Raw genomic sequence first — 21,821 nt, 5'->3', positions numbered from 1 at the left:
TTCCAATAATCATATTGAAGATAAATATCCGACGTACTTTATTAAAAATTTATAAATATGTTGCATTGCAAGGGAGTCAAGGTAGTATAGACTATCATGGTGGTGGTAAATACGTTAAAAGAATCAAATAGAAAGAACTTTGTTTTTAGAATTGCTAAGGTTGCAATACTAATGCTTGTGGCAATTATTGCATTATCCACACAAGCTTCTGCATGCCATGTATCCATTGGCGATAAAGTATGGAACGACCTTAACATGGATGGAATACAGGACAGTAATGAACCAGGAATACCAGGAGTAAATGTGTATTTGTATAAATATGATTACTGCAAAGAAGAATGGCTCAAGATCGAAGAAACAACTACCAATGAAAATGGAATATACAGTTTTTCCGTAGACAAATGGTATTATTATTATGTTGAATTCGAACTTATCGATGGATATGTATTCAGTCCGAAAGATCAGGGACATTATTATCAGCAGTATAAGTATGACAGTGATGCTGACACGACTACAGGAAAGACAGACTGTATCTATGTAACAAGTAGTATGTGTACGGTGGACGCAGGAATGTACTGCCAACCAACTCCAGAACCAGCCGGCGTAGGTAACTACGTATGGAACGACCTGAATGTTAATGGAATACAGGACAATGGCGAAACTGGTATGGTGGGAATTACTGTAAAGCTGTATACATGCTCAGGTCAACTGGTAGCAACAACAGTTACAAATTCAAGTGGTTATTATGAGTTTACCGATCTTGATGCAGGAAGCTATTACATTGAATTTGTAAGCCCTTCAGGATATGTGTTCACTACAGCAAATCAGGGTGGCGAAGATGTAGACAGCGATGCGGAAGCTGGTGGAATTACAAATTGCTTCACACTCAATGCAGGAGACTATAACAGTGTAGTTGATGCAGGTCTGCATAATAGTGAACAGGAAATCCCTGAATTCCCAACAATAGCAATTCCAATGGTTGCAATTATAGGACTTGCATTTGTCTTCGGACGCAGGAAGGAGTAATTATTACTCATTCCTTTCTCTCTTTTTTACTGCTTGATCTATCACATTATAGCAGAATATTTATAGTTTTGATCTGGACTTTAAGCTATGCAGAACGAAAGATATCCAAAAGGTCATTTTCTGGCGATAGGAATGGTCATGGGTCTTCCTCTTGGAATTCCTATAGGCATAGTATTGGGAATGATAGCTATTGGACCGGCCATTGGGCTTATTTTTGGAATAGGAATTGGTTCTTATCTGGAAAACAAGTATAATCCTGACCCATTGCCAACAACTCCTGAAGAAGAAAAACAAAGAAGGAAAATGATACTTCTTCTTGGATCATTACTCCTTATCGGGATTCTTATGTTTGCAGTACTTTTGATGACCAGCTGAAATTGATGTGTGTAATTCAATTTTTAAAAGAAAAAGAAGTCAGAAAGCAAATTGACTCCTGTTTAGGTAATATTTAGCACCTTTATTTGATGACCTTGCCCTTCTTTTGGAAGAAGCTCTCTTAAATTTAGCTTTCACCGGGCCTTTTTTCTTAGAGGAATTATTATTCCCATTTTTCTTATTGTTAATATCAAACTTCACTTTTTTAATAGCCAGATCAACAGCAAGTCCCCTGAGCATCCAGCGAAGCGCCTGTGCCTGATAGTATTTATTTTTACCACACTTCCCCGGGAAGGTTTCAATTACCATTCTTGTGGCTCTTTTCCCTGCCATTTCCCGAAGCTCAAAAATGTCTTTATCTGAAAGTATATCCTTAGAGGATACATGAAGGCGTTTATACATGGCATTTGTAGGGAAAGGAGTAGCATTCATTGCAGCTACCTTCTTTCTCAGTTTGCCGATTGCAGGAGAATTTCTTACATCGATAAGGAACTCCCGGTCATTCGGATACTCGATCCTGACCTTCTGTTTTGTCTTTGAGAGCCTGTCTGCCTGCTTGTTCTGCATTCGTGGAACCCATCGGAAATGAATGTCCAGCTCATATTCCCTGATGATGTTGGTAATATCCCGACGAATGTTCCAGATATCATCATCCATTATTGGATAGATACCACGCATCTGGTAGATCACGGTCTGACTGTCTCCCATTACTGTCAGAGGACCCTGACCATTAGCTTTGACATATTCAAGCATGCCTTTTTTAAGGGCAAGATATTCTGCAAAAAGAGCGTTGTTGCTGGCCCCTTTCTCAAGGCGGTCGTTTCCGAGTATTGAAAATGAGTTGTTTTGCAAGGTAACAACCCAACCTAACCCCATGCATCCTCCCGGATTAGGTGTGCATGAGCCGTCGAAGGTTATTGCATCCATGTTTCTTGTACTGTTAGAATCTATCTTCAGCCGTACACAGGAACTATCCCTTGTACATTAATATATACTCGAAAATATATAAGCCTGCTCACAATGAATTATTGAGGGATATATAGAGGAATGCGAAAAATAAAAAAAGATTAAAAGACCCTGCCAAAAAGCAGGATCTTATTGAAGAGACATTTTATTATTCATTTGATCTTCTCTTTAGAATGAACAAAAGCAGCAAGAACAAAATGAATGTGCCTGCTACCAGTATGGTACCATTAGACCCTGATGAATCCTCATTATCTATTATTTCGGAAGTTGTGGAAGCAACTTCATGTGAACCAGCATTAACTTGTTCATTTTCAACAACTGTGGGGACCTCTGAATCTGCTGCATCTTCAGCGATGGCTGATTCCTGAGACACTTCTTCAGTTGTTTCCTGTGCAGCCTTATCCAATATCTGCTTTTTCAGGTAATACGGAAGACCATCGGAACTACTGGTAGTGGATGTCGTTGTAGAACCATAACTCGCCATAACAGCAAAAGGTGAAAAACCAGTCACATTATAGACCATGAAATGAGAATAATTTCCATCATCATACAACAACGTAGGAGTATAAGTTTCCCACGTACCAGTTTTAAGATGCTTTAGAGCAACAGTATTGATTATCAAATTTCCACCGTTCAGTTCATTGAGTACCTTGAATTGAATGTTTCTGCTGTAACTCTGATTGTTCACCAGTGTTATGTTATTGAAACTTATATCAACATACTGATAGACCGAATCTTGTGAAAAACCTGCTTCAGATTCATTGATAGAAGTCTTGTTTATAACTTCGACCTTGAGAATTACACCGGAAGGATTATTCGTGGTATTGAACTCAACAGAAACGATACCACAAAGTAATCCATTATCATCAGTGTTGTTACTGTCAGTTGTGTTAATCTTTACATAAGATTCGTTTCCTGAACTTGTGACATTTACAGACCCATTTATAATGAAAGATATGTCATCTCCACTACTGGCAGTTGAGGAATTTGTTATAGTCCAGTCCCATGAATAGGTATCATTTCTTAGGAGACTTGAATTACTTGCAACAACTGATATGTTGTAAGTCCCCATGAAGAAATCAGCATCATTTATGTACTCACTGGAATTTATCAGGCAATAGGAACTTGTTGCAGAATCATTGCTGTTCTGGACAACTGTATACCCAGAACCGCTTATAGGACTGCCATCTACAAACCACTGAAAACCTGACATCAATGTACTTTCAATGGTAAAGTTGAGTTCTTCACCACACTTTGATAATTGTTCCTGATCTTCCGGACTATATGTGAATTCAGGAGCATCCAGTATACCAAAAGTCACGTTTATCTCAGAGGAATTGAGCAATGTGTCGTTGGCGTAAACCTTGAACTTTCCTTCTGTGACATTATCCGAAGGCATTGTGAACAACATACTTGCAGAGCTGAGCATGTTTCCTATTTGTGTCCATGTGCCATTGTAGAACCAGAGATCATAATTAAGATAATCACCATCAGGGTCAGTCGCTTCTTCCCATGTTATGTTTACTACGCCTCCTCTCTCAAGTGAATGTCCTGTGGAAGGATTTGTAAAATTGCCTGGTGCACCAGGCACATCATTTACAGGGGTAATGAGTATTGTTGCAGAACTCGAGTCTACATCATTGTTGCTTTCTTTTAATGTGACATTATATGTCTTCAGTATATTAGGAGCATCACAACTATTACTAAATTCTATATTTTCAATGATGTTCTCTGCAATTGTATTATTCACGTAGGAAGTTGTATTTATGTTCAGAACGATTCCGTCAATATAAAGGGATGAACCGATACCCTGTCCCCCTGTATTATCATAGTTACCGTTCAGGAACAAGAATCTAATGTTAGATCCGGCAACGTTGGAAGCTATTGTTGCATTGGTTGTGATCCAGCCACCTGTATCTGAACCTACATCGTGGAATAGTTTCTGATACTCCTCCGAACTGTCCCATATTCCGTCATTGTCAGCATCCTTGTATACAAAACCATAAACGTCATACCAGTCACCACCATCAAGTGCATACCACCTGACTGAAAGGTTATCTCCTTCATCAGCACTGAATGTTGAACTTGTGACCATTGGCCCATGTGCAGTTCCAAATGTTTTTGAAACGGTTCCTCCTATTGTAAGCTTGAGTGCATATGAACCGGCATACACCAAAGAAGATTGAACTGCTGTCGTTTGTGAAACTGAAGAATGATCATCTACAAGAGGATCATCATTTGTTCCAGGACCTGTGACGACATCAGGATCATCAAAAGGACTTTCCACCCATGCCTGGCCATTAACTCCTGGGTACGAATTATTGATTATCCAGCCAGTAGTATCTCCTGTCTCAAACCCTGAATTCGGGAGTGAAACAGCCGAGGTGAAATCAATCCTCAGTATTCCGTTTGATCCGTCATAAGTGCTATCTATTGTTCCAATGCGATCACTTTCCCAGTAAACAGCATCTCCGGTAACGTTGAGTGAACCATTACTAACTACTCTTAAAGCGTCGTAACTGGTCAAGTTATCAGTTATATTCACTATCAGGTATCCATTAGAGAAATCATCTGTCGTTGATGACACAGTTACATTAGTATCAAGCTTTTTCCAGCCTTGCTGTTCAACATATGATGTGTTACTCAGTGTTGAATCTACCCATGGAGTGGCAGTAACAACAAAAAAAGAACTTAAGATAATTCCTACAAAAACGATACACAATGCCAATGACCTTATAGACCTATAATTCCCTGGTATTGGCAATTTCAAAAAGGTTTTTTTTGTATTTATGTCAGATAATGATTTGATCACATCAATCCGTCCTTATGGTAAATATAATCCAGCCCCTTAATTCTAAAATATGTAGCTTTAGGAAGACACATTATAGAATAATCGATATAATCACTAATATATATCTGCTAATATTTAAAGTTAAATATAACTGGTGTTACTAACCAATAGCTTCAGAAATGAACACAAAACGTAGGCAAGGCCTATTTGAACAGAAAATCTGAAAAGGTTACATAATACTTATTTAGAGTTACAAAAACTACAAAGCTACCAAAATACTAAAAAAGTTATTTCCCGAATTTTATCGATGAAATCTTGCACAGTGTCAGCATCTATTTCACTATCAAAATTTGCACATTTAAGATTTATACCTGAAAGATACTCGATTGTCTGAAGCATCTGACTATCAAACTCATATACATTATTAGACTCATAGAGTTTCTGAGCCATTTCAACAATAGAATCTTCCGGGCTGGTTTCAAGTCCGTTCACTTCACACAATATCGCAATATATCGTTCAAGGACACAACCTGCCATATCACATGCCGAAGTTATAAGTCCTTTTTCACATAGACTTTCGGCTTCTTCAAGATCAGATACTAACTTATCTGCTTTGTTTATTTTCTGTTGATAGTTCATATTTAAAGCCACATGAGGCTTTATCAAATGAAGAATACTTACCTGGGAATCAAGACAGGAAATGAATTCCTTTCTCAGATGATTTCTTTCATTGGATTTCCTGATGGAATCTTCAAGATCTATCAGGCTTATTATCCTGTCATATCGTTCTGTGAAGGATTCATATTTGTTGCTCCGGACCTGACCTGCATATTTCTGAATAAGTTGATGGCAGTCATCATACCATGAATTGTATCTTTCCAGGAGAATGCTTTGAAGTAGCTCATTTTTGGAATTTATTACACAAATTCTGTATTCGACATTTTGCAGGCCTGTTGAACCGTCATCGATACGTTTCATCCTTCTTTGAGTGGTGCCTTCCAGAAGATCCAGATACATTTTTTCAAGGTTCTCGGCTTCCTGAATGTATGTGTCAATATCCGGACTGTCCATAATATGAGAATGGAAAAAATCGTATATAAAAGAACGCTGCCGTGGATGGCATCTGTCAGCGTGCATCAAATGCACAAAACATAAATAGACACAAACAAATCTTATTATTAGAGGTTTTTAACATGCCAGATTTCGTATCGGTAGATATGAAAAAATATAGAGATGAAAAAACCCGGAGGCACATAGCTTTGATCCAGGATGATATGGAACACTGCTGTACTCCATGTCGCTATGCTTGCATTTCTGAGGCTATGCAGCAGCTTTACGACAACCACCCCCCTTCACGGATACAGACCCTTCTTTTGCAGTTTAAAGAGAAGAGTGAGAACCATTCTAACGAGAGTTTTGTTCAGAAACTCAAAGAGCTTCTTTTTGTGAACTAGGATATGGATAAATCTGGATGATTTAGAATTGAATCCGAGAAGATTATGGTGGATGCTACAGGTAGTTGGGCTTTTAGACCTGTAGCCAGGTTTAGGGATATATTTACGATAGCTTTTTAGAGATAATTCCAAGAGTTACTGGAACAAATATCCCGAAAAAGTAGCCTGTATAATGACCGACTGAATTTACGTAGGCGCCATTCTGCATTATTTCCTGTGGCACAAGATGAGGGAGAATGAACAGGAAGTTGATGGTGGCTAAAATTATTATTGCCAGATATATTTTCTGCAGATGAGGGAACTTTTCCAGCCATTCTATGAACTCAAAATGTTTCTGGATCACTTCTATTATGACTTCTTTTTGCATGTATACCAGTATCAGAGCGAATGTTATTATGAGTGAGTACTGAAGTATCTGAGCGGAGATATTTGCAAAAACTAATAAAAGATTCATTACGATGATCAGAGCCAGGAATGTGAGATTCATGTGCTTGCAACAGAATTTATGCAGGAATTTGTAGATTGCGTATGTCAGATAGCCAAACATAGAGCTGACAATTCCTGAAAATCCCTGATATGTTGTTTGAAAGCCTAGCACATCCAGCGATATTACTGAGATTATCCACGGCAGGAGCAGGAACATGAATATTGAATACACACGGAAACTGCGCTTGTTGGTCTCAAAGTTAAATATCAGAAAACATGTTGCCAGATACGAGACAAGATTTCCCACAAAATGTGGCAGATTGCTATGTGTATAATTGGATAAGAACAGCGAGTAAACCGTTACATCAGATGGAACCAATACGAAATACGCTTCTTTTATCCCGGCTGGAAGTTCAAATATGATTATGAGCAGCGCCGGAACTAATAGAAAATAAAAAACCCAGTCCCTTGTTTCCCACTTTGCAGCAAAAAGATGTGTTGAAAACAAAGGCTCAACACGACACTTTATTGACTCAAACATTATAATTTACATTAGTTTTTTTAGTATATTAGTGAACTCGTTTGAACGGTAGTATAGTATTTTTTTCTTATCAACTTTATTTTTCCCCAGTAAACCAAGCTGCTCTAAACCCATTATATCATTCCTGGCTGTTTGATAAACAACAGATAACCTATTTTCCATTTCCTTTATAGTAAAGGTCATTTTAGGGTCATCAAGTAACCACTTTAAAATGTAAGATTGTCTTTCATTGATTCCAGGTATCTTCTTAAAATCGTACAGTTGTTTCTTTTCTTCTATTTTCTTTGAGATATACCCTTTTAAACTTTTAAATGCCTGGTCCATCGTTTTCAATTGATAATTTATGAAGTAAGTTACGTCATTCTCATCAAGTTCTGTATATAAATAAGCTTGAGAATATTGCCCGGGAGAATCTTTGATCATCCGTGATATTGACATATATTCTATTAACCAATAATTCTTTGAAAGTAAGTACCAATAGAATAATGCCCTTGCTGTTCTTCCGTTACCATCAACAAAAGGATGGATATATCCTATTAAGAAATGCAATATGCTTGCTTTAATTATAGGATGAATGAAATCATCATCAGATTCTTTATTGACAAAATCACATATATCCTGCATAACCTGTGAAATATGGATATGCTCCAATGGAGTGTGTACAATTTCACCGGTCATGTTGTCAATTACATAAATGTCATCTGATTTGCGGAATACACCTATATTACCCGGATCATCCAGAGTGTTTTCAGTCATACAGCTATGAATATCCAGTATCGATTCAATGGTCAGTTTTTCGTGTTTCATCGATGATAATTTCTTGATTGTTTTGTAGTTGTTGAAAATCATCTGCTCTGATTTGTCTTTTGGATTTCTTTCCTGCATCAGCATTTTTTTTGCTTCCTGCCGTGTAGTACTTGCACCTTCCAGTTGACTTGATGCTATTGCTTCCTCCATTATCGAATTCATCAAATACTGCTGTTGATGGTCTTTTCCAATAATATTCTGGCTTTCAAGAGTACCACCTAAATTCAAATCAAAATTATGCAGTTTTTCCTGAATATCAGGAGTTAAATAATAACTAAGTCGAAATCCGGGAACATCACTGATTTTTAATTGCTCCGAACCCAGATCCCTGCTCAATTTAAGCAATAACCATAGTTGTTCATGTGTGATAAAATCAGGAATCGGTTTGTGTTTAAATTCAGACCAATATAGATATCTATTGTTGTATTTTTTTGTAGCCGCACTTACGTCAGCATTATTAAGATAAGGCAGAATGCCCTGCAAAGACGAATCATTTAATTCAGGAGGAGCTTCAGGAATTCTCATTGTAACCCTCACAGTAGTAATTACTAATTTAGTACAAATTAGTAATTCATAGTAATTAAATCTAATTACTAATTTTAACAAAATTAGTAATTAATAGTTTTCAAAAACAATAAGGCAGTGTACAATGATGTGCACGTACAACAATTCTTGCTGGTGCTGGGCTGTTTTTCAATTGTAATTTCAAAATAATAAAAATTGTGTCCAAATAAAGGAAAACAATTAAAGCACCAAATATGGAGCCACATAAGCAAATTTTCAATATAGAGCTTATTATGATCCGATATAAAGAAGGCAACGGCACATTCACAAAATACATAAATAGATTGTTATCATTAATTGTAGATATAAGATATTTTGTACGCGACGTGAATTAATGAAATCAACTTTTAATGAATATTATAGACCCACTGATGACGAGTTTGATAATCTATGGAATAACTGTGAATTTGTTTTTGATGCTAATGTGTTACTGAACTTTTATCGTTATTCATCTGAAACCTCGAGAAAACTATTCGACATATTAGAGGAAATACAAAATCGTATATGGATACCACATCAAGCTGCTTTAGAGTATCAAAAAAACCGACATAATGCAATTGAAAATGCTGAGAATGTCTACAACGAAGTTATTAAAAAATTAGAGAACAAAGCAATTATTAAGTTCTTGAAAGAGAATCCCAGACATCCATTTATAGATTCTGAAGCTCTTATTTTAAAGATAGAACAATTTTATGCAAAACTCAAAAGTGAATTGGAAGCTCTTAGAACTGATTATCCTAATTCAATTTCAAAAGATGACTATAGAGACACTATCACAAGGATATTTGATGGCAGGGTGGGGGAGGAATGTTCCAAAGAAGATTTAAATAAAATCTATAATGAAGGAAAACAAAGATTCGCAAACGAAATTCCACCAGGTTTTGAAGACAAAAATAAACCAGGTAACCAAAAGTATGGTGATCTTGTCCTATGGCATCAAATAATGAAGCATGCAAAATTAAAACAGAAACCTATTATTTTCATAACAGATGACTCTAAAAATGATTGGTGGTTAAAACGAAAAAATGGAGGGAAAATAAGTCCGCACCCTTCCCTAATAAAAGAAATACAGGTGAAAGCAAATATCAGTTTCTATATGTATACCAGTGACATGTTTATGAAAAATGTCAATAAATATCTGCATATGGACATTAATGAGAAGTCGATTCAAGAAATCAAAAATGTCCAGCACGATATTTTACTTGATGAAAGACGTGCTGAAATGGAAGCAGATCCAGAATACTGGGAAGTAATGGCTGAGGCGGCTGAAGCAGAAGCGGAATATTGGGAAGCAATGGCTGAGGCAGAAGCTGAAAGACGTGCTGAAATGGAAGCAGATCCAGAATACTGGGAAGTAATGGCTGAGGCGGAAGCTGAAAGACGCGCTGAAATGGAAGCAGATTCGGAATATAAAGAAGATGAAGATATATGAGATAACCTCAACTATTATTCCTTTTTATTTATTTCATCACTCACCTTTAAACTTCTAAATCATTCCCACGAAGTTCCATCAAAACTATAGCAACATCTGAGTATTTCTTCTCAACATAATAGCAACCTGCACAGCAAGTGCATACTCGGAGAAGAAAAATAATTACTAAAAAATGTACGTCATCCAATTCAAAACCAAGTTAAAACTCAACCTTCACAAAACAATAAGAAAAAAGCGTCCCGATCGAGGATCGAACTCGAGTCTAAGGCTCCGCAGGCCTCAAGGATATCCACTACCCTACCGGGACATTGGGGGGTTCATGCACTAATGTCTTTCTGGGATATAAAGATTGTTGATAATAGGATTGGCGTGTCTCCTTAAAAATGTACGTGTGCAATCAATAAGAGTTAAATGCTGCAAGAATGATTACTAAGCATGTCGATGACAATAGGACTTGCAGGAAAGCCAAATGCAGGCAAATCCACATTCTTCAAGGCTGCAACACTTGCAGACGTTGAAATTGCAAATTATCCATTCACAACCATCCATGCTAACAAAGGAGTCACCTACGTAAAAGCAGAATGTCCGTGTGTAAGCCGTGACAAACGCTGTGGCAACTGTGCCGATGGCATACGTTATGTTCCGATCGAACTCATAGACGTTGCCGGACTGGTTCCTGACGCACATCAGGGACGTGGACTTGGTAACAACTTCCTCGACGACCTGCGTCAGGCACAGGCCATCATTCACGTGATAGACGCTTCAGGTGCAACCGACATCGAAGGCAATCCCGTGGACATCGGAGACCATGACCCGCTTGGAGACATCGATTTTCTCAACCGCGAACTCACAATGTGGATCCACAGCATCATCATGAGAAACTGGACCAAACTCTCACGCAAGATCCAGGCAGAAGGACTTAATATCGAGCACATACTCGCAGACCAGCTCATGGGAGCAGGAGTTAACGAGCAGCACATCAGTGAAGCACTAAACGAATGCAAACTTGACAGGAACCACCTCACAAAATGGACCGAAGAAGACATAATTCATTTCTGCGACGTAATTCGTGCCCTTAGTAAACCAATGATAATCGCTGCAAACAAAATGGACGTAGCACCACCGCAGAACATCACAAATCTCCAGACGCTTGAGCAAATAGTCGTTCCTACAAGCGCAGCCGCTGAACTGGCACTGCGTTCCGCATCCAAAGGACAGGCCATCAAATACGAGCCAGGGGACAAAGACTTTACCATCCTCTCAGAAGAGTTAAGCCCCGCACAGAAAAAGGGACTTGAGAACGTGCGCATGCTCATACAAAAAACCGAAGGCACAGGCGTACAGAAGTGCATCAACAGCGCCGTATTCGACCTTCTTGACCTTATAATTGTCTATCCTGTGGAGGATGAAGGAAAATGGACCGATAAGAACGGACGCATGCTTCCTGATGCATTTCTCATGAAAAAAGGGTCAAATGCTCATGACCTTGCATACAAGGTACACTCTGATATCGGAGACAGGTTCCTCTATGCAGTGGATGCAAAAACAAAGATGCGTCTTGGTGAGAAGCATGAACTCAACGATGGTGATGTCGTCAAGATAGTCTCAACTGCAAAATAAGATTTTTAAGCAATATTAAAAATAATATAAAGAACTATACAAGCGTTCTGACCCACAATGAGCTTTGTAACATCTCTTTATGAAAAGCATCTGATGCAACAGATCAGTAAGTATCCCATACCAGAACACGTTTCCCTGGTAATCTCCGAGACTGATCTGCTCTACGCAGATGGTTTCAGAAAACTCAAAGATTACGTCACATGGTGCAAACAGACAGGCATCAAAATGACAAGTATCTACATTGAGGTTCTTGACACAGAGGAAACACTCAAGTCCCAGATGATAGAGAAACTTACAACAAAGCTCACTGACTATCTTACAAAAACATCAGGGAACATCGGATACCAGATATTCGGAGAGAACGGAGAGCTTCTTTCCGAAAGAAACGGAAAGGATTTTCAGATCTACATCTCAATTGGATTCGGTGGAAGAAAAGAAGTCACAAAAGCTGTAAAGGACATACTTCAAAAAGTAAAAGAAGGGAAAATAAAACCATCCGAGATCAGTGAAAAAGATATCGAATCCCGTCTTACAGTCAAACATGAACCTGACCTTTTTATCCGTTCAGGTGGAAAACACCTCTCTGATTTTCTTATCTGGCAGTCCATTTATTCAGAATATTATTTTACCGATGTGGACTGGCGCAGTATCAGAAAACTCGACATCATCAGAATAATCAGAGATTTCCAGAAGCGTCAAAGGCGTTTTGGAAAATAGATCAAAAAACTAAAGAAAAAACAAATCATATCAAATATCCCTGCCCATCAAAATGGCATTATCATCGACATAGTAGCCGTCTATCCTGCCCTCTACCTTAAAACCATTCTCAGAGTAAAATAACTGTGCATCAACATTTTTTTCTCTGACCTCAAGCGTCATTCTGTCAAAGCCATAGAGCTTTGCAAGGTCAATACACCAATTAAGCAACTTTGTAGCAACTCCCTGCCGGCGGCAATCCTTATGGACAGCAATACTCTGCAAATGCGACCTGGTTCTGTCCTCTGAGGTTCCGATTATTGCATAACCTAGTATGCTGCCGTTCTCATAGACAAGAAACCCGGGATTGCTAAGATTGGCCTTGAAAAGAAAATCAGGCCAGGGAACCTTAAAAGAACATTCCTCAATCTCTACAATAGCTGGTATATCCGATATCTCTGCCCTTCTAATGACAACATCTTTCACTTTATGCACACCTGAACGCACGGATTATGCTTCACTTTCTATGAGCACTATTATTTATAGAATACATACTAAAAAGTTGCCGATGACCTACGGAGTAATCATCTGTACCAAATGCAGGGAGCATGCACAGATCATTGAAATTGGAAGCAGCAAGACCACACGCTGCCAGAGATGCAATGCTAACCTGAACACCAGAAAGCTACGTGTCTTTTTTTCATCAGATGATCTTGACGAGACTATCTCAGTCAGAACACAGATACAGGCACAGCTCTCAGGAACAGGATCTAAAGGAAGATCACTGGATGTATTCGCAGAAGAATATTCTCACAAACACCAGACATTCGGAAATGAAATTGATGAGAAAGCTGCCTGTCTGATAGATAACAGAAAACCACAGAAAAAGAAGAAGGCAGATGAACTGATTATCGGCATACTCATTGAAAACAATGGCCAGATGAATCTTAAAGACCTGAAAGATAAAGCTCTGAAAATGGATGTTGGAGGGGAGCAGTTCGATGATATTATCAAAAAATTGTTGATGGCAGGAGAGCTTTACTCACCATCAAAGGATGTCATCAGAATTGTAGGATGATTTTTTAAATTCAAGCGTGACCCGCTGCAAAAAGCAAGGATGACCATGATTATATTTTATTCAAATATATTCCGGGAGACTATACAAAAAATATATCTAAAAAGATGTATAATATAGAATGTCTGAACGATTACAAAATACTGAAATTTCCTTTAAAAATGACTTCATCAGGTATTATTATGTCCGATACAACCCTTGATATTGTGGAACTGCTCCTTACAGCGCAAATTTACAGCAAATATCCAGAGATGGATGCCAGTGATCTACCAAAGGAGACACGCAAATATTACTGGAGCAGGGATCATAAAACCGTTCCAAAGCCCATCAGGGTCACAGTCAAAGATATAGAAAAGATCTTTGGAGAAGAGAGTATTGACAATAAATTAAAATCACTTCCTTTCATCAACATCGATGACAAGGAATTCTCCGCAAAAATTACTGCACTTGAGATCGGTGCTGAGTGGTTCCAGAAAAAAGATGAGCAAAGGGACAGGATATCACAGAACCCTGTACTTGCATTCTATTTTGAGAAAAGGCAGACTGAAGGTGCAGATTACAAGAGCGCAAAATCAAAGGTCAGACCAAAGGAAGTTGACAGGGAATGGATCGAATCCCTTATAGCTGACATTGAGAAAGAAGAAGGCGGCTCTGACATGCTCAAACTGGCGCAGATCAGTGCACCTGAAGATATCCGTCAGACAATGAAGGATTTCGTCCTGACACATGAGCAGGAAGAGGAAACTAAAAAGATCGTTAAGGCCATCCAGTATCGTGATTACCTGAAACATATCGGACTTTATGATGTTGGTAAAATCCTCATGGTTGGTCCACCAGGAACCGGAAAGACATCACTTGCCAAGGCAATGTCTGAACACCTTGCTATTCCTTTTGTTGAGGTAAGACTTTCTATGATAACCGATCAGTACCTCGGAGAAACCGCAAAGAACATAGACAGGGTATTCAACCTGGCAAAGAAACTAAGTCCATGCATCCTTTTTATTGATGAATTCGATTTCGTTGCAAAGACACGTTCTTCCGATGAACATGCAGCACTTAAAAGAGCTGTTAACACACTTCTCAAAGCAATCGACAACATTAGTCTTACAACTGACGGAGTACTTCTCCTTGCAGCAACAAATCACCCGAAGATGCTTGACTCTGCAGCATGGAGACGTTTCGATGAAATTATGAAGTTCCCGCTACCTGATGTTGATATGCGCAAGAAGATCCTTGACATTGTCACAAAGGAAATAAAAGGTGACTTTGATACCGCCGAGATTGCAGCACTCACACACGGATACAGCGGTTCCGACCTGAGAATGGTTATCCGCGAAGGCGTGCTCAGCGCGCTTGTTACGGAAAGAATGGAACTCACACAAAAGGATATGCTCAACGCAGTGGCAGCATTTGATGAGAGAGCTGTCATCAAGACAAACGAATACGAAGAATAAGGACAATTCATGAAGATCACACTTCTGGGAACCGGTGACGCTACCGGAACCCCTGTTATAGGTTGTAATTGTCCCACATGTCAGGATGCGTTGAAAGGTACTAAAAGCCAGAGAACCAGATTTGCAGTCCTTGTGGAATCTTCTGAGGGAACTGTCCTTATCGACAGTGGACCAGACCTCAGGTACCAGTTACTCAAAGCAGGAACAAGACACATAAACGGAGTTATATGGACACACGGCCACTATGACCATTTTGCAGGTTTTGCCGAGTTTCACAGAGTACAGTACAATGTTGATGTCTATGGACTTTCTGAAACACTGGAATACATTTTAGGTTATCTTCAATTCCTTCATCCTAAAAAGCATGAGAGGGAAATGTACGAACCTTTCAATCTCATCGGACTTGAATTCACACTTTTTGAGGTAATACATCCTCCCGTGAAGAAATCCATTGGAGTGATGATCCGGGAAGGCGACACGAAAGTTGTCATTACAGGCGACACCCAGAGAGAGATTCCGCAAAAGAGTATCGATCTTATTATGGAACCAGATCTTCTTATTGCAGATGCCATTGTGCCTCCCACGGTCGAGGTCAAAAAGCACATGAATACAGAAGAAGCTCTGGACCTTGCAAACGAGATCAAAGCAAAGAAAGTAATATTCACTCACCTGAGCCATTTTTTTGCCCCACATGAAGAAGCCATCAAGGAATATCCACTCGGATATGATGGGATGGTTTTTGAATATCCTGAAAAATAACTATTGTTGAAAATAAGCTGAATTGAAGATTACAATTCATGTATCCTCAATTCTTGCCATTGCCTTTCTTTTTTGAATATAATTGACTTTCAAATTCATTGCGTATTTTTTCCAGTTTTTTCCTTTCATTCTTGAATCTCAAATAAACCGAAAGAGCAACTAATCCCAGTACAACACCAGCTATTGACAGGTCCCTTGGAGCATCTTTCGTGTAGAATTTCACACTTATAAGCTTTGGAATAGGTTCAATAGATGTTTCATTCCCCGATGAAAACTGTCCAAGCATGCTCAGGAAACCATTTGTTGTAACTTCGTTGGTCCAGACAAGATTCTCTCTTCCATCTGAGTCATAATAAATCTCATTTGGCGTAGGGTTCACTTTTCCAATCAGGGAATTGCCGGTTGTATAACCTGCCGGAAGAACATAACGGACAACAGATGGCGGTGTTGTGATATAGATAAAATCCTGACCAAGAGCAGTGGTCATCGTATAAGCTACAAATCCTGTCACTGGTTCTTCAAAGTTGACGAATACGTATTTCTGTCCTCTGATTACATCATCTGATATTGTGTAATTAATAGAGGAAGGTGAGCTCATGGAAGCGAAATACTCAATGTTTTCCGGTGTAGCATTGGTATTGTTGGAAATGTCCCCAAGTACAACTACATTACTTACGGTATCACTATTCTGATTACTAAGGTCTTCCAGTGGCATTATTTTTATGATCGATTGATTCTCAAGAATAGATACTACCTTTGCAGAACCGTTATTTGAAAGATAGAAAGTATGAGTTGGAATAAAAGTTCCATTGTCATAACTATTGTTAAGAAAAACTTCAAACTCATAAGCAGACATATCCTGAGTAGTATTTTCACCAACAGGCACAAGGTCACCTACACAACCTGATGCGAAAAGTATGATACTTAACAGGATCAATGTCAGAAAAAAATATTTTTTCATTGCTACACCAATTGATGATTTATTTTATGAAACTATCGCTACATATATTGAAGCGTCATATCATATATGCTGTTGCATAACAGGTTTTTCATCAATTCTCAAATTTCCAGTTATCAATCAGACTATCAATCTTCTTTTCATGAGATTTATTGAAAGCACCAGCAGAGCCATGCCTACAAACAAAACCCACGCAACATCAAATATCAGAGATGAACTTAGCATTCCATAGGAGAGAATCCTTATGACATTCACAATATGGGTCAGCGGAAGAAATGCCGTGGCAAAATACTGTATCGGAACAGGAAGTGCACTGAGCGGGAAAAAGGTTCCACTGAAAAGGAACATCGGTGTAATGAATAACAGCACCGGATAGTTAATAGACATAATGTTTGGAGTGATGGCTGTAAAACACATACCTATGGCTGCAAAGAGTAATCCTCCAAAAAAGGCGAAGGGTATTATCAGAAGAGAGTACTTCAGGTCGATCAAACCAAAAAGTGCTATCACAGGGATCATAACTGTAGCATTGATCACGCTTCTGGTAGCTCCCCACAACAGTTCTCCTGCAATCACATCCTCTATCGTAAGCGGAGTTGCAATGATGGCATCAAATGTCTTCTGGTAATACATCCTGACATAAGAGCTGTAACTGCACTCGAAGAATGATGCATACATAACTGAAACTGCTATCAGCGCCGGGGCTATGAACCGGGCATAAGGAACTCCGTCAATACTCTCCACAAATTTCCCAAGCCCAAAACCAAGAGCCACAAGATACAATATAGGTTCAAGGAAAGGCGGCAGGAAGTTGAGTTTGATGTCTTTCATGAAAACATCTTTGTTCCTCTGCCAGACCTTAAATGACCTTGAACTTACAGAGGGAATCCTGAAATAATCTACCGGGTTCATTCTCTCAGACTCCTGCCAGTGAGTTTGAGGAATACATCCTCAAGTGTTGCCGGCCTTGCACTGATCTTTGAGAGAGAACATTCCATTACCAGATACTCTGAAATTTCCCTGGCGTTGTCCGCATAAATGTGGACAATATCACCTATGACCTCGTATTTTGCTTCTTTCTGACGGAGGCATTCCAGAAGTTCCGGATTGTTCTCGGCTTCTATGATATCTGAGCCTATGAACTCTTCAATAACACCCGTGGGACTGCCTTCCACCAGTATCTTGCCATTATCCATCACCACAAGCCGGTCACAGAGCTTTTCGACCTCGTCAAGATAATGAGATGTGAGTACGATGGTAACTCCCTGTTTTTTAAGACTCCTGAGCTTATCCCATATCAAATGCCTTGCCTGTGGATCAAGTCCGACAGTCGGTTCGTCAAGTATCAGGACACTTGGACGGTTTATCAGCGCTCTTGCCAGTACAAGCCTGCGTTTCATTCCACCTGACAGGCTTTCTGTCATTACATCCTTTTTTTCCAGAAGGTGCACAAAATCCAGCAATTCTTCAACCCGCTTTTCTGCCTCATCTTTTGGAATATCAAAGTATCTTGAATACACAAGCAGGTTCTCATAGACCGTGAAGTCCTCATCGAGATTATTTTCCTGAGGAACAACACCCATGAGTGATTTTATCTCACGCTGCTGGCTGGAAACATCCATATTCAGTACTTCAAGTGTTCCACCTGTTATCGGAGATACACACTGTATCATTCGCATAGTGGTTGTTTTACCTGCTCCGTTGGGTCCGAGGAATCCGAACATCTCACCTTCTTCAATACTAAAACTAATCCCGTCAACGGCTACTAAGTCCTTGAAAGACTTTTTCAGATCTCTGGCTGCAATTATCGAAGCTATCTACACCACCATTATGGAAGTTGGAAAGACTCGGTATTAATTATTTCGACTGGAGATTAAAGGCTCCAGGGGTTTTGCATATTATATGCAAACAGTATTTAACGATAAAAGACATAATACATCCTGAATAGCAAGAAAAATCGGAGGATTACAATGACCGAACTGAAGAATCTGATAGCAACAGCAAAGGAAAAGGGTTCTTTTCCAACCCTTATGAAGGCAGCAGAGAAACTCAAGCTCGTCAGCAAATATAGCAACGAAGGTCCTTTCACTATCTTTGCACCGGTAGAATCGGCTTTTGAGCCAATACCCGATGATGTCATTGATGAGTCCTTTGATGACCATGGTTATCTTCTGGGAATTATAAACTATCACATCGTTGAGGGGAAATATACTACAGAAGACCTTGCAGGACTTACAGAACTTGAAACCATAAGTGGAAACAAGCTCAGGATAACAAATAACAACGGTATAAAAATTGATACTGCAAATATCATTGAAGCTGATATCGAATGCAGTAATGGGATAATCCATGCGATAGATGAGATTCTGATTCCGTGAATAATTCGGAACAACTCTTTTTTAAAATGAATACAAAAATGGTGGGACTGCGGAGATTTGAACTCCAGTCGCTAGACCCCCAGCCTAACAGGATGGACCAGGCTACCCTACAGTCCCGCAGGATTGTAATTAGATATACATTACAGTATTTTAGTGTTTCCGAGAACAGAAGCTTCGAAAGAATAAAAAGAATAGTTATTGAGACTTCAGCCAGATATCGTAAGCCTCAATGACTTCCTCTCCCTCTACAAAGACAAGGTCATTGTCTTTTCCATACTGCTTTGCATCAGTCTTTTCAAGCGCTCTGCCAGTCTCATCGTCCAGCATCTCACAGACAACCATTGCAGGAGTTATTCCGGCAATCTTTGCAAGAGCAATAGAAAGTTCTGTCTGACCCATGCGTTCATGGACAAGTCCTTTTGCAGCACGCAGGGTTGCAACATGGCCGGGAGTCCTGAATTCACTTCCAAAGTGAATCTTTTCTCCGTTGAGGGTCTTATCGACGATCTCGCCAAGTTTGTTAATTGTAAGTGCCCTGTCATTGTCAGGGATTCCGGTACGAGTATCTCTGTGATTTACCCATATGGAAAATGATGAACGTGAATCATATTTGAGATCGCCTCCCTTTTCCACAATTTTGTGGAGTGCTGTGCTGCACTGGTTGGCTTCCCTTACTATATCTGCCATGAATGGAAGACCAAGTTCTTCTGATGCTTCGGAGTCAAGAGCAACACAGATAAGCCCACCTGCATCTTTTCGCATCCATCTGACATCTTCAGATGTAACAGCAGTTGCAGGAATTGTGAAATCTGTTTCAGCCTCGCGGCCCTCAAGATCGAAAAGCAGGATCATCTCGCCTCGTTGGAGAGACTTGATCGCGTTCTGTATGTTCTTACTATAATTTTCAATTGAATCCGCATTTGAAACCATAATTATCACTTCTCCATTTCTCCCTTGCACTTCTCTCTTCCACTATTCTCTTCCTGACTTTCCAATCATCACTTGCATTTTTGCGGGTTTTTCACCACTATCTTTACTTCGTCACCATCATTCAGTTTCAGAGCTTCACGCAGTTTTAATGGCGCGATTATCTCAAGGAGGTCTGCCGGATAGTGTGTCCTGTCTGGTATGATGACTGCACTCTTTATCCCCTCAATCTCAATGAGATAGCATTTTACGCCACCAAAACTGCGCTCCCCATCATTGAAACCGTGGATTGTGAGCGGTTCCATGAAGTCCATGTTATCACGCATCTGAGCACTCTCGTCATTGAGACGCACATTTAGTGTTCCGGGAAATGGTTTGAAATCGAGTTTGTCCCTGAACTGGGACATGTAGCCGTCCTTTGCAATGTAGTACTGCCCTTCTCCAAGACCGGTTATGACCTCTCCGTAGAGTTCAAGGTCAAGATGGTCTTTGCAGAATATCTGCTGGTAGTCGGCATATTCTTTTTTGAGAAGCCCGACACCTGCTTCTGTGAGATGAACCATCTGTCCGCCTGCAACAAGTTGTCTTGAGATGTAACCGTTGTCCTCTAGCTGTTTGAGCACCCTTGCAGCAGTCTTGGAACTGGTTGATACGTGGTGCATGAACTCAGTGGAGGAGATCTTCACAGGTTTTTCGATCGCACCGAGCAGTGCCAGTTTCTTCAGGGACGTTGTTGTGTACATTGACTAATCACATCAATCTCATATTTGAGCAGAATCTCATTTATGAGAGGAGAGCAGATAAAGGTTTTGATGCTAATAACGATGTAGCTTTTGTTTTATTTATCAAATACAGAATCAGACTGAAATATAAGAGAAGATTTTAAATAAAAGTATATTATCAGTAAAAATTTTAAAATAGAGGTACATCGTTTAGTTGACTTGGTTAAATGTACATGTACTGTCCTGAATGTGAAGAAAAAAACGAAGATTCTGAAACTACATGCAAAAACTGTGGCTATGAACTAAGAAGTCATCCATCAGCCCAACCACGTTTGCTAACATATGCAGGTTTTTGGAGTAGATTGATGGCTTGCATTATCGATGCGATCATATTGTCAGTTGTTGATTTTACCATAGTTGTTTTTGTGTCAGTTGGCACAACTGACATGGATTTCTCTTATTATGAACTATATCTAAATTCAATTGACTGGTACAACCTATTGTTCTCTACAACTGACTGGTCCGCCATATTGTATTCTGCAATCAGCATTATTCTTGCTTTATTCTATTATGCCATTATGGAGAGTTCACCCAGCCAGGCTACTTTTGGAAAACAAGTAATAGGTATTATAGTGACTAATCAGGAAGGAAAAAGAATCTCTTTTAAAAGAGCATTCATGAGACATATATGTAAAGTCATCACAGGCTCCTTATTTTATATTGGATACCTGACGATCATTTTCTCCGAAAAGAAACAGGGACTCTATGATATGATTGTTGGAACAGTAGTTGTGTATAACCAATGATTTTTGTAAAAATACAAAAAGAATAATATTCTGCCTTCAGCTTT

At 39.3% G+C, this 21,821-nt stretch carries 22 protein-coding genes and 2 tRNA genes; 11 read left to right on the top strand and 13 right to left on the bottom strand.

Annotation, left to right across the window (positions count from 1 at the left end; all coding sequences use genetic code 11):
• Positions 1-96 precede the first annotated feature (96 nt).
• On the top strand, positions 97-1,026 hold the full coding sequence (locus tag BLP52_RS02850) for an SdrD B-like domain-containing protein (protein WP_091708550.1): 930 nt from the start codon (positions 97-99) through the stop codon (positions 1,024-1,026).
• Between the two features lie 87 nt (positions 1,027-1,113).
• Positions 1,114-1,401, top strand: coding sequence for a hypothetical protein (locus tag BLP52_RS02845; protein WP_091708549.1), 288 nt, complete (start codon positions 1,114-1,116; stop codon positions 1,399-1,401).
• Between the two features lie 39 nt (positions 1,402-1,440).
• Here the strand turns inward: BLP52_RS02845 and BLP52_RS02840 are convergent, their stop codons facing one another.
• From BLP52_RS02840 to BLP52_RS02830, 3 genes are all read right to left on the bottom strand, one after another.
• Entirely contained in the window at positions 1,441-2,328 is an 888-nt protein-coding gene (locus BLP52_RS02840) for a ribonuclease HI family protein (protein ID WP_091708547.1), read from the bottom strand.
• 187 nt (positions 2,329-2,515) lie between these two features.
• Positions 2,516-5,131, bottom strand: a complete 2,616-nt coding sequence (locus BLP52_RS02835) for a hypothetical protein (RefSeq protein WP_162272929.1) — start codon at positions 5,129-5,131, stop codon at positions 2,516-2,518.
• A gap of 294 nt (positions 5,132-5,425) precedes the next feature.
• The gene (locus tag BLP52_RS02830; RefSeq protein WP_091708544.1) at positions 5,426-6,229 is read right to left on the bottom strand and encodes a hypothetical protein; all 804 of its coding nucleotides are present in this window, start codon (positions 6,227-6,229) and stop codon (positions 5,426-5,428) included.
• 122 nt (positions 6,230-6,351) lie between these two features.
• Here BLP52_RS02830 and BLP52_RS02825 point away from each other — a divergent pair, with 122 nt between their 5' ends.
• Positions 6,352-6,612: a hypothetical protein gene (locus BLP52_RS02825; RefSeq protein WP_091708543.1), complete on the top strand. Its 261-nt coding sequence runs from the start codon at positions 6,352-6,354 to the stop codon at positions 6,610-6,612.
• 103 nt (positions 6,613-6,715) lie between these two features.
• Here BLP52_RS02825 and BLP52_RS02820 read toward each other — a convergent pair whose 3' ends face one another.
• Positions 6,716-7,579, bottom strand: coding sequence for a hypothetical protein (locus BLP52_RS02820; RefSeq protein WP_091708541.1), 864 nt, complete (start codon positions 7,577-7,579; stop codon positions 6,716-6,718).
• Between the two features lie 6 nt (positions 7,580-7,585).
• On the bottom strand, positions 7,586-8,911 hold the full coding sequence (locus BLP52_RS02815; RefSeq protein ID WP_091708539.1) for a Fic family protein: 1,326 nt from the start codon (positions 8,909-8,911) through the stop codon (positions 7,586-7,588).
• Positions 8,912-9,284: 373 nt separating this feature from the next.
• Here BLP52_RS02815 and BLP52_RS02810 point away from each other — a divergent pair, with 373 nt between their 5' ends.
• The gene (locus tag BLP52_RS02810) at positions 9,285-10,382 is read left to right on the top strand and encodes a PIN domain-containing protein (protein ID WP_091708538.1); all 1,098 of its coding nucleotides are present in this window, start codon (positions 9,285-9,287) and stop codon (positions 10,380-10,382) included.
• 235 nt (positions 10,383-10,617) lie between these two features.
• On the opposite strand, the gene BLP52_RS02805 is transcribed toward BLP52_RS02810, so the two are convergent.
• Positions 10,618-10,689: transfer RNA gene (locus BLP52_RS02805), tRNA-Arg, on the bottom strand.
• Positions 10,690-10,817: 128 nt separating this feature from the next.
• Here BLP52_RS02805 and BLP52_RS02800 point away from each other — a divergent pair.
• Together BLP52_RS02800 and BLP52_RS02795 are read left to right on the top strand one after the other, a co-directional pair.
• A complete protein-coding gene (locus BLP52_RS02800; protein ID WP_091708536.1) occupies positions 10,818-12,002 on the top strand; it encodes a redox-regulated ATPase YchF in 1,185 nt (394 codons plus the stop codon).
• 57 nt (positions 12,003-12,059) lie between these two features.
• Positions 12,060-12,719, top strand: coding sequence for an undecaprenyl diphosphate synthase family protein (locus BLP52_RS02795; protein WP_091708534.1), 660 nt, complete (start codon positions 12,060-12,062; stop codon positions 12,717-12,719).
• 30 nt (positions 12,720-12,749) lie between these two features.
• On the opposite strand, the gene rimI is transcribed toward BLP52_RS02795, so the two are convergent.
• Positions 12,750-13,184, bottom strand: a complete 435-nt coding sequence (rimI, locus tag BLP52_RS02790) for a ribosomal protein S18-alanine N-acetyltransferase (RefSeq protein WP_091708532.1) — start codon at positions 13,182-13,184, stop codon at positions 12,750-12,752.
• A gap of 82 nt (positions 13,185-13,266) precedes the next feature.
• On the opposite strand from rimI, the gene BLP52_RS02785 reads away from it, so the two are divergent.
• The 3 genes from BLP52_RS02785 (at position 13,267) to BLP52_RS02775 (ending at position 15,986) form a co-directional block, all read left to right on the top strand.
• Positions 13,267-13,776, top strand: coding sequence for a DUF5817 domain-containing protein (locus BLP52_RS02785; RefSeq protein ID WP_154717775.1), 510 nt, complete (start codon positions 13,267-13,269; stop codon positions 13,774-13,776).
• 179 nt (positions 13,777-13,955) lie between these two features.
• Positions 13,956-15,227 carry an AAA family ATPase gene (locus tag BLP52_RS02780; protein WP_091708529.1) on the top strand — a complete coding sequence of 424 codons (1,272 nt, stop codon included), beginning with the start codon at positions 13,956-13,958 and terminating at the stop codon, positions 15,225-15,227.
• 9 nt (positions 15,228-15,236) lie between these two features.
• On the top strand, positions 15,237-15,986 hold the full coding sequence (locus BLP52_RS02775; protein WP_091708527.1) for an MBL fold metallo-hydrolase: 750 nt from the start codon (positions 15,237-15,239) through the stop codon (positions 15,984-15,986).
• Positions 15,987-16,032: 46 nt separating this feature from the next.
• Here BLP52_RS02775 and BLP52_RS02770 read toward each other — a convergent pair whose 3' ends face one another.
• The 3 genes from BLP52_RS02770 to BLP52_RS02760 form a co-directional block, all read right to left on the bottom strand.
• Positions 16,033-16,947 (bottom strand): DUF5803 family protein, encoded by a 915-nt coding sequence (locus tag BLP52_RS02770; RefSeq protein WP_091708525.1) that lies wholly within the window; start codon positions 16,945-16,947, stop codon positions 16,033-16,035.
• A gap of 117 nt (positions 16,948-17,064) precedes the next feature.
• Positions 17,065-17,856: an ABC transporter permease gene (locus BLP52_RS02765; protein ID WP_091708523.1), complete on the bottom strand. Its 792-nt coding sequence runs from the start codon at positions 17,854-17,856 to the stop codon at positions 17,065-17,067.
• Positions 17,853-18,695 carry an ABC transporter ATP-binding protein gene (locus tag BLP52_RS02760; RefSeq protein ID WP_274377636.1) on the bottom strand — a complete coding sequence of 281 codons (843 nt, stop codon included), beginning with the start codon at positions 18,693-18,695 and terminating at the stop codon, positions 17,853-17,855. Before BLP52_RS02760 ends, BLP52_RS02765 begins: the two co-directional genes overlap by 4 nt.
• Before the next feature lie 219 nt (positions 18,696-18,914).
• On the opposite strand from BLP52_RS02760, the gene BLP52_RS02755 reads away from it, so the two are divergent.
• Positions 18,915-19,322 carry a fasciclin domain-containing protein gene (locus tag BLP52_RS02755; RefSeq protein WP_091708519.1) on the top strand — a complete coding sequence of 136 codons (408 nt, stop codon included), beginning with the start codon at positions 18,915-18,917 and terminating at the stop codon, positions 19,320-19,322.
• A gap of 39 nt (positions 19,323-19,361) precedes the next feature.
• On the opposite strand, the gene BLP52_RS02750 is transcribed toward BLP52_RS02755, so the two are convergent.
• The 3 genes from BLP52_RS02750 to BLP52_RS02740 all read right to left on the bottom strand — a co-directional run bounded on the left by BLP52_RS02750 (position 19,362) and on the right by BLP52_RS02740 (position 20,992).
• Positions 19,362-19,439, bottom strand: a tRNA-Pro gene (locus BLP52_RS02750).
• 78 nt (positions 19,440-19,517) lie between these two features.
• Complete coding sequence (gene ribB, locus BLP52_RS02745) at positions 19,518-20,252, bottom strand: 3,4-dihydroxy-2-butanone-4-phosphate synthase (protein ID WP_091708517.1); 735 nt, start codon at positions 20,250-20,252, stop codon at positions 19,518-19,520.
• 68 nt (positions 20,253-20,320) lie between these two features.
• Positions 20,321-20,992 carry a winged helix-turn-helix domain-containing protein/riboflavin kinase gene (locus tag BLP52_RS02740; protein WP_091708515.1) on the bottom strand — a complete coding sequence of 224 codons (672 nt, stop codon included), beginning with the start codon at positions 20,990-20,992 and terminating at the stop codon, positions 20,321-20,323.
• Between the two features lie 206 nt (positions 20,993-21,198).
• Here BLP52_RS02740 and BLP52_RS02735 point away from each other — a divergent pair, with 206 nt between their 5' ends.
• Positions 21,199-21,777: an RDD family protein gene (locus BLP52_RS02735; protein WP_091708513.1), complete on the top strand. Its 579-nt coding sequence runs from the start codon at positions 21,199-21,201 to the stop codon at positions 21,775-21,777.
• The last annotated feature ends 44 nt before the right edge of the window (positions 21,778-21,821 follow it).

The sequence above is a fragment of the Methanolobus vulcani genome (assembly GCF_900100715.1).
Classification (GTDB): Archaea; Halobacteriota; Methanosarcinia; order Methanosarcinales; family Methanosarcinaceae; genus Methanolobus; species Methanolobus vulcani.
The sequence above is the reverse complement of the archived record's forward strand: the minus strand, read 5'-3'. Positions and strand labels throughout refer to the sequence as shown.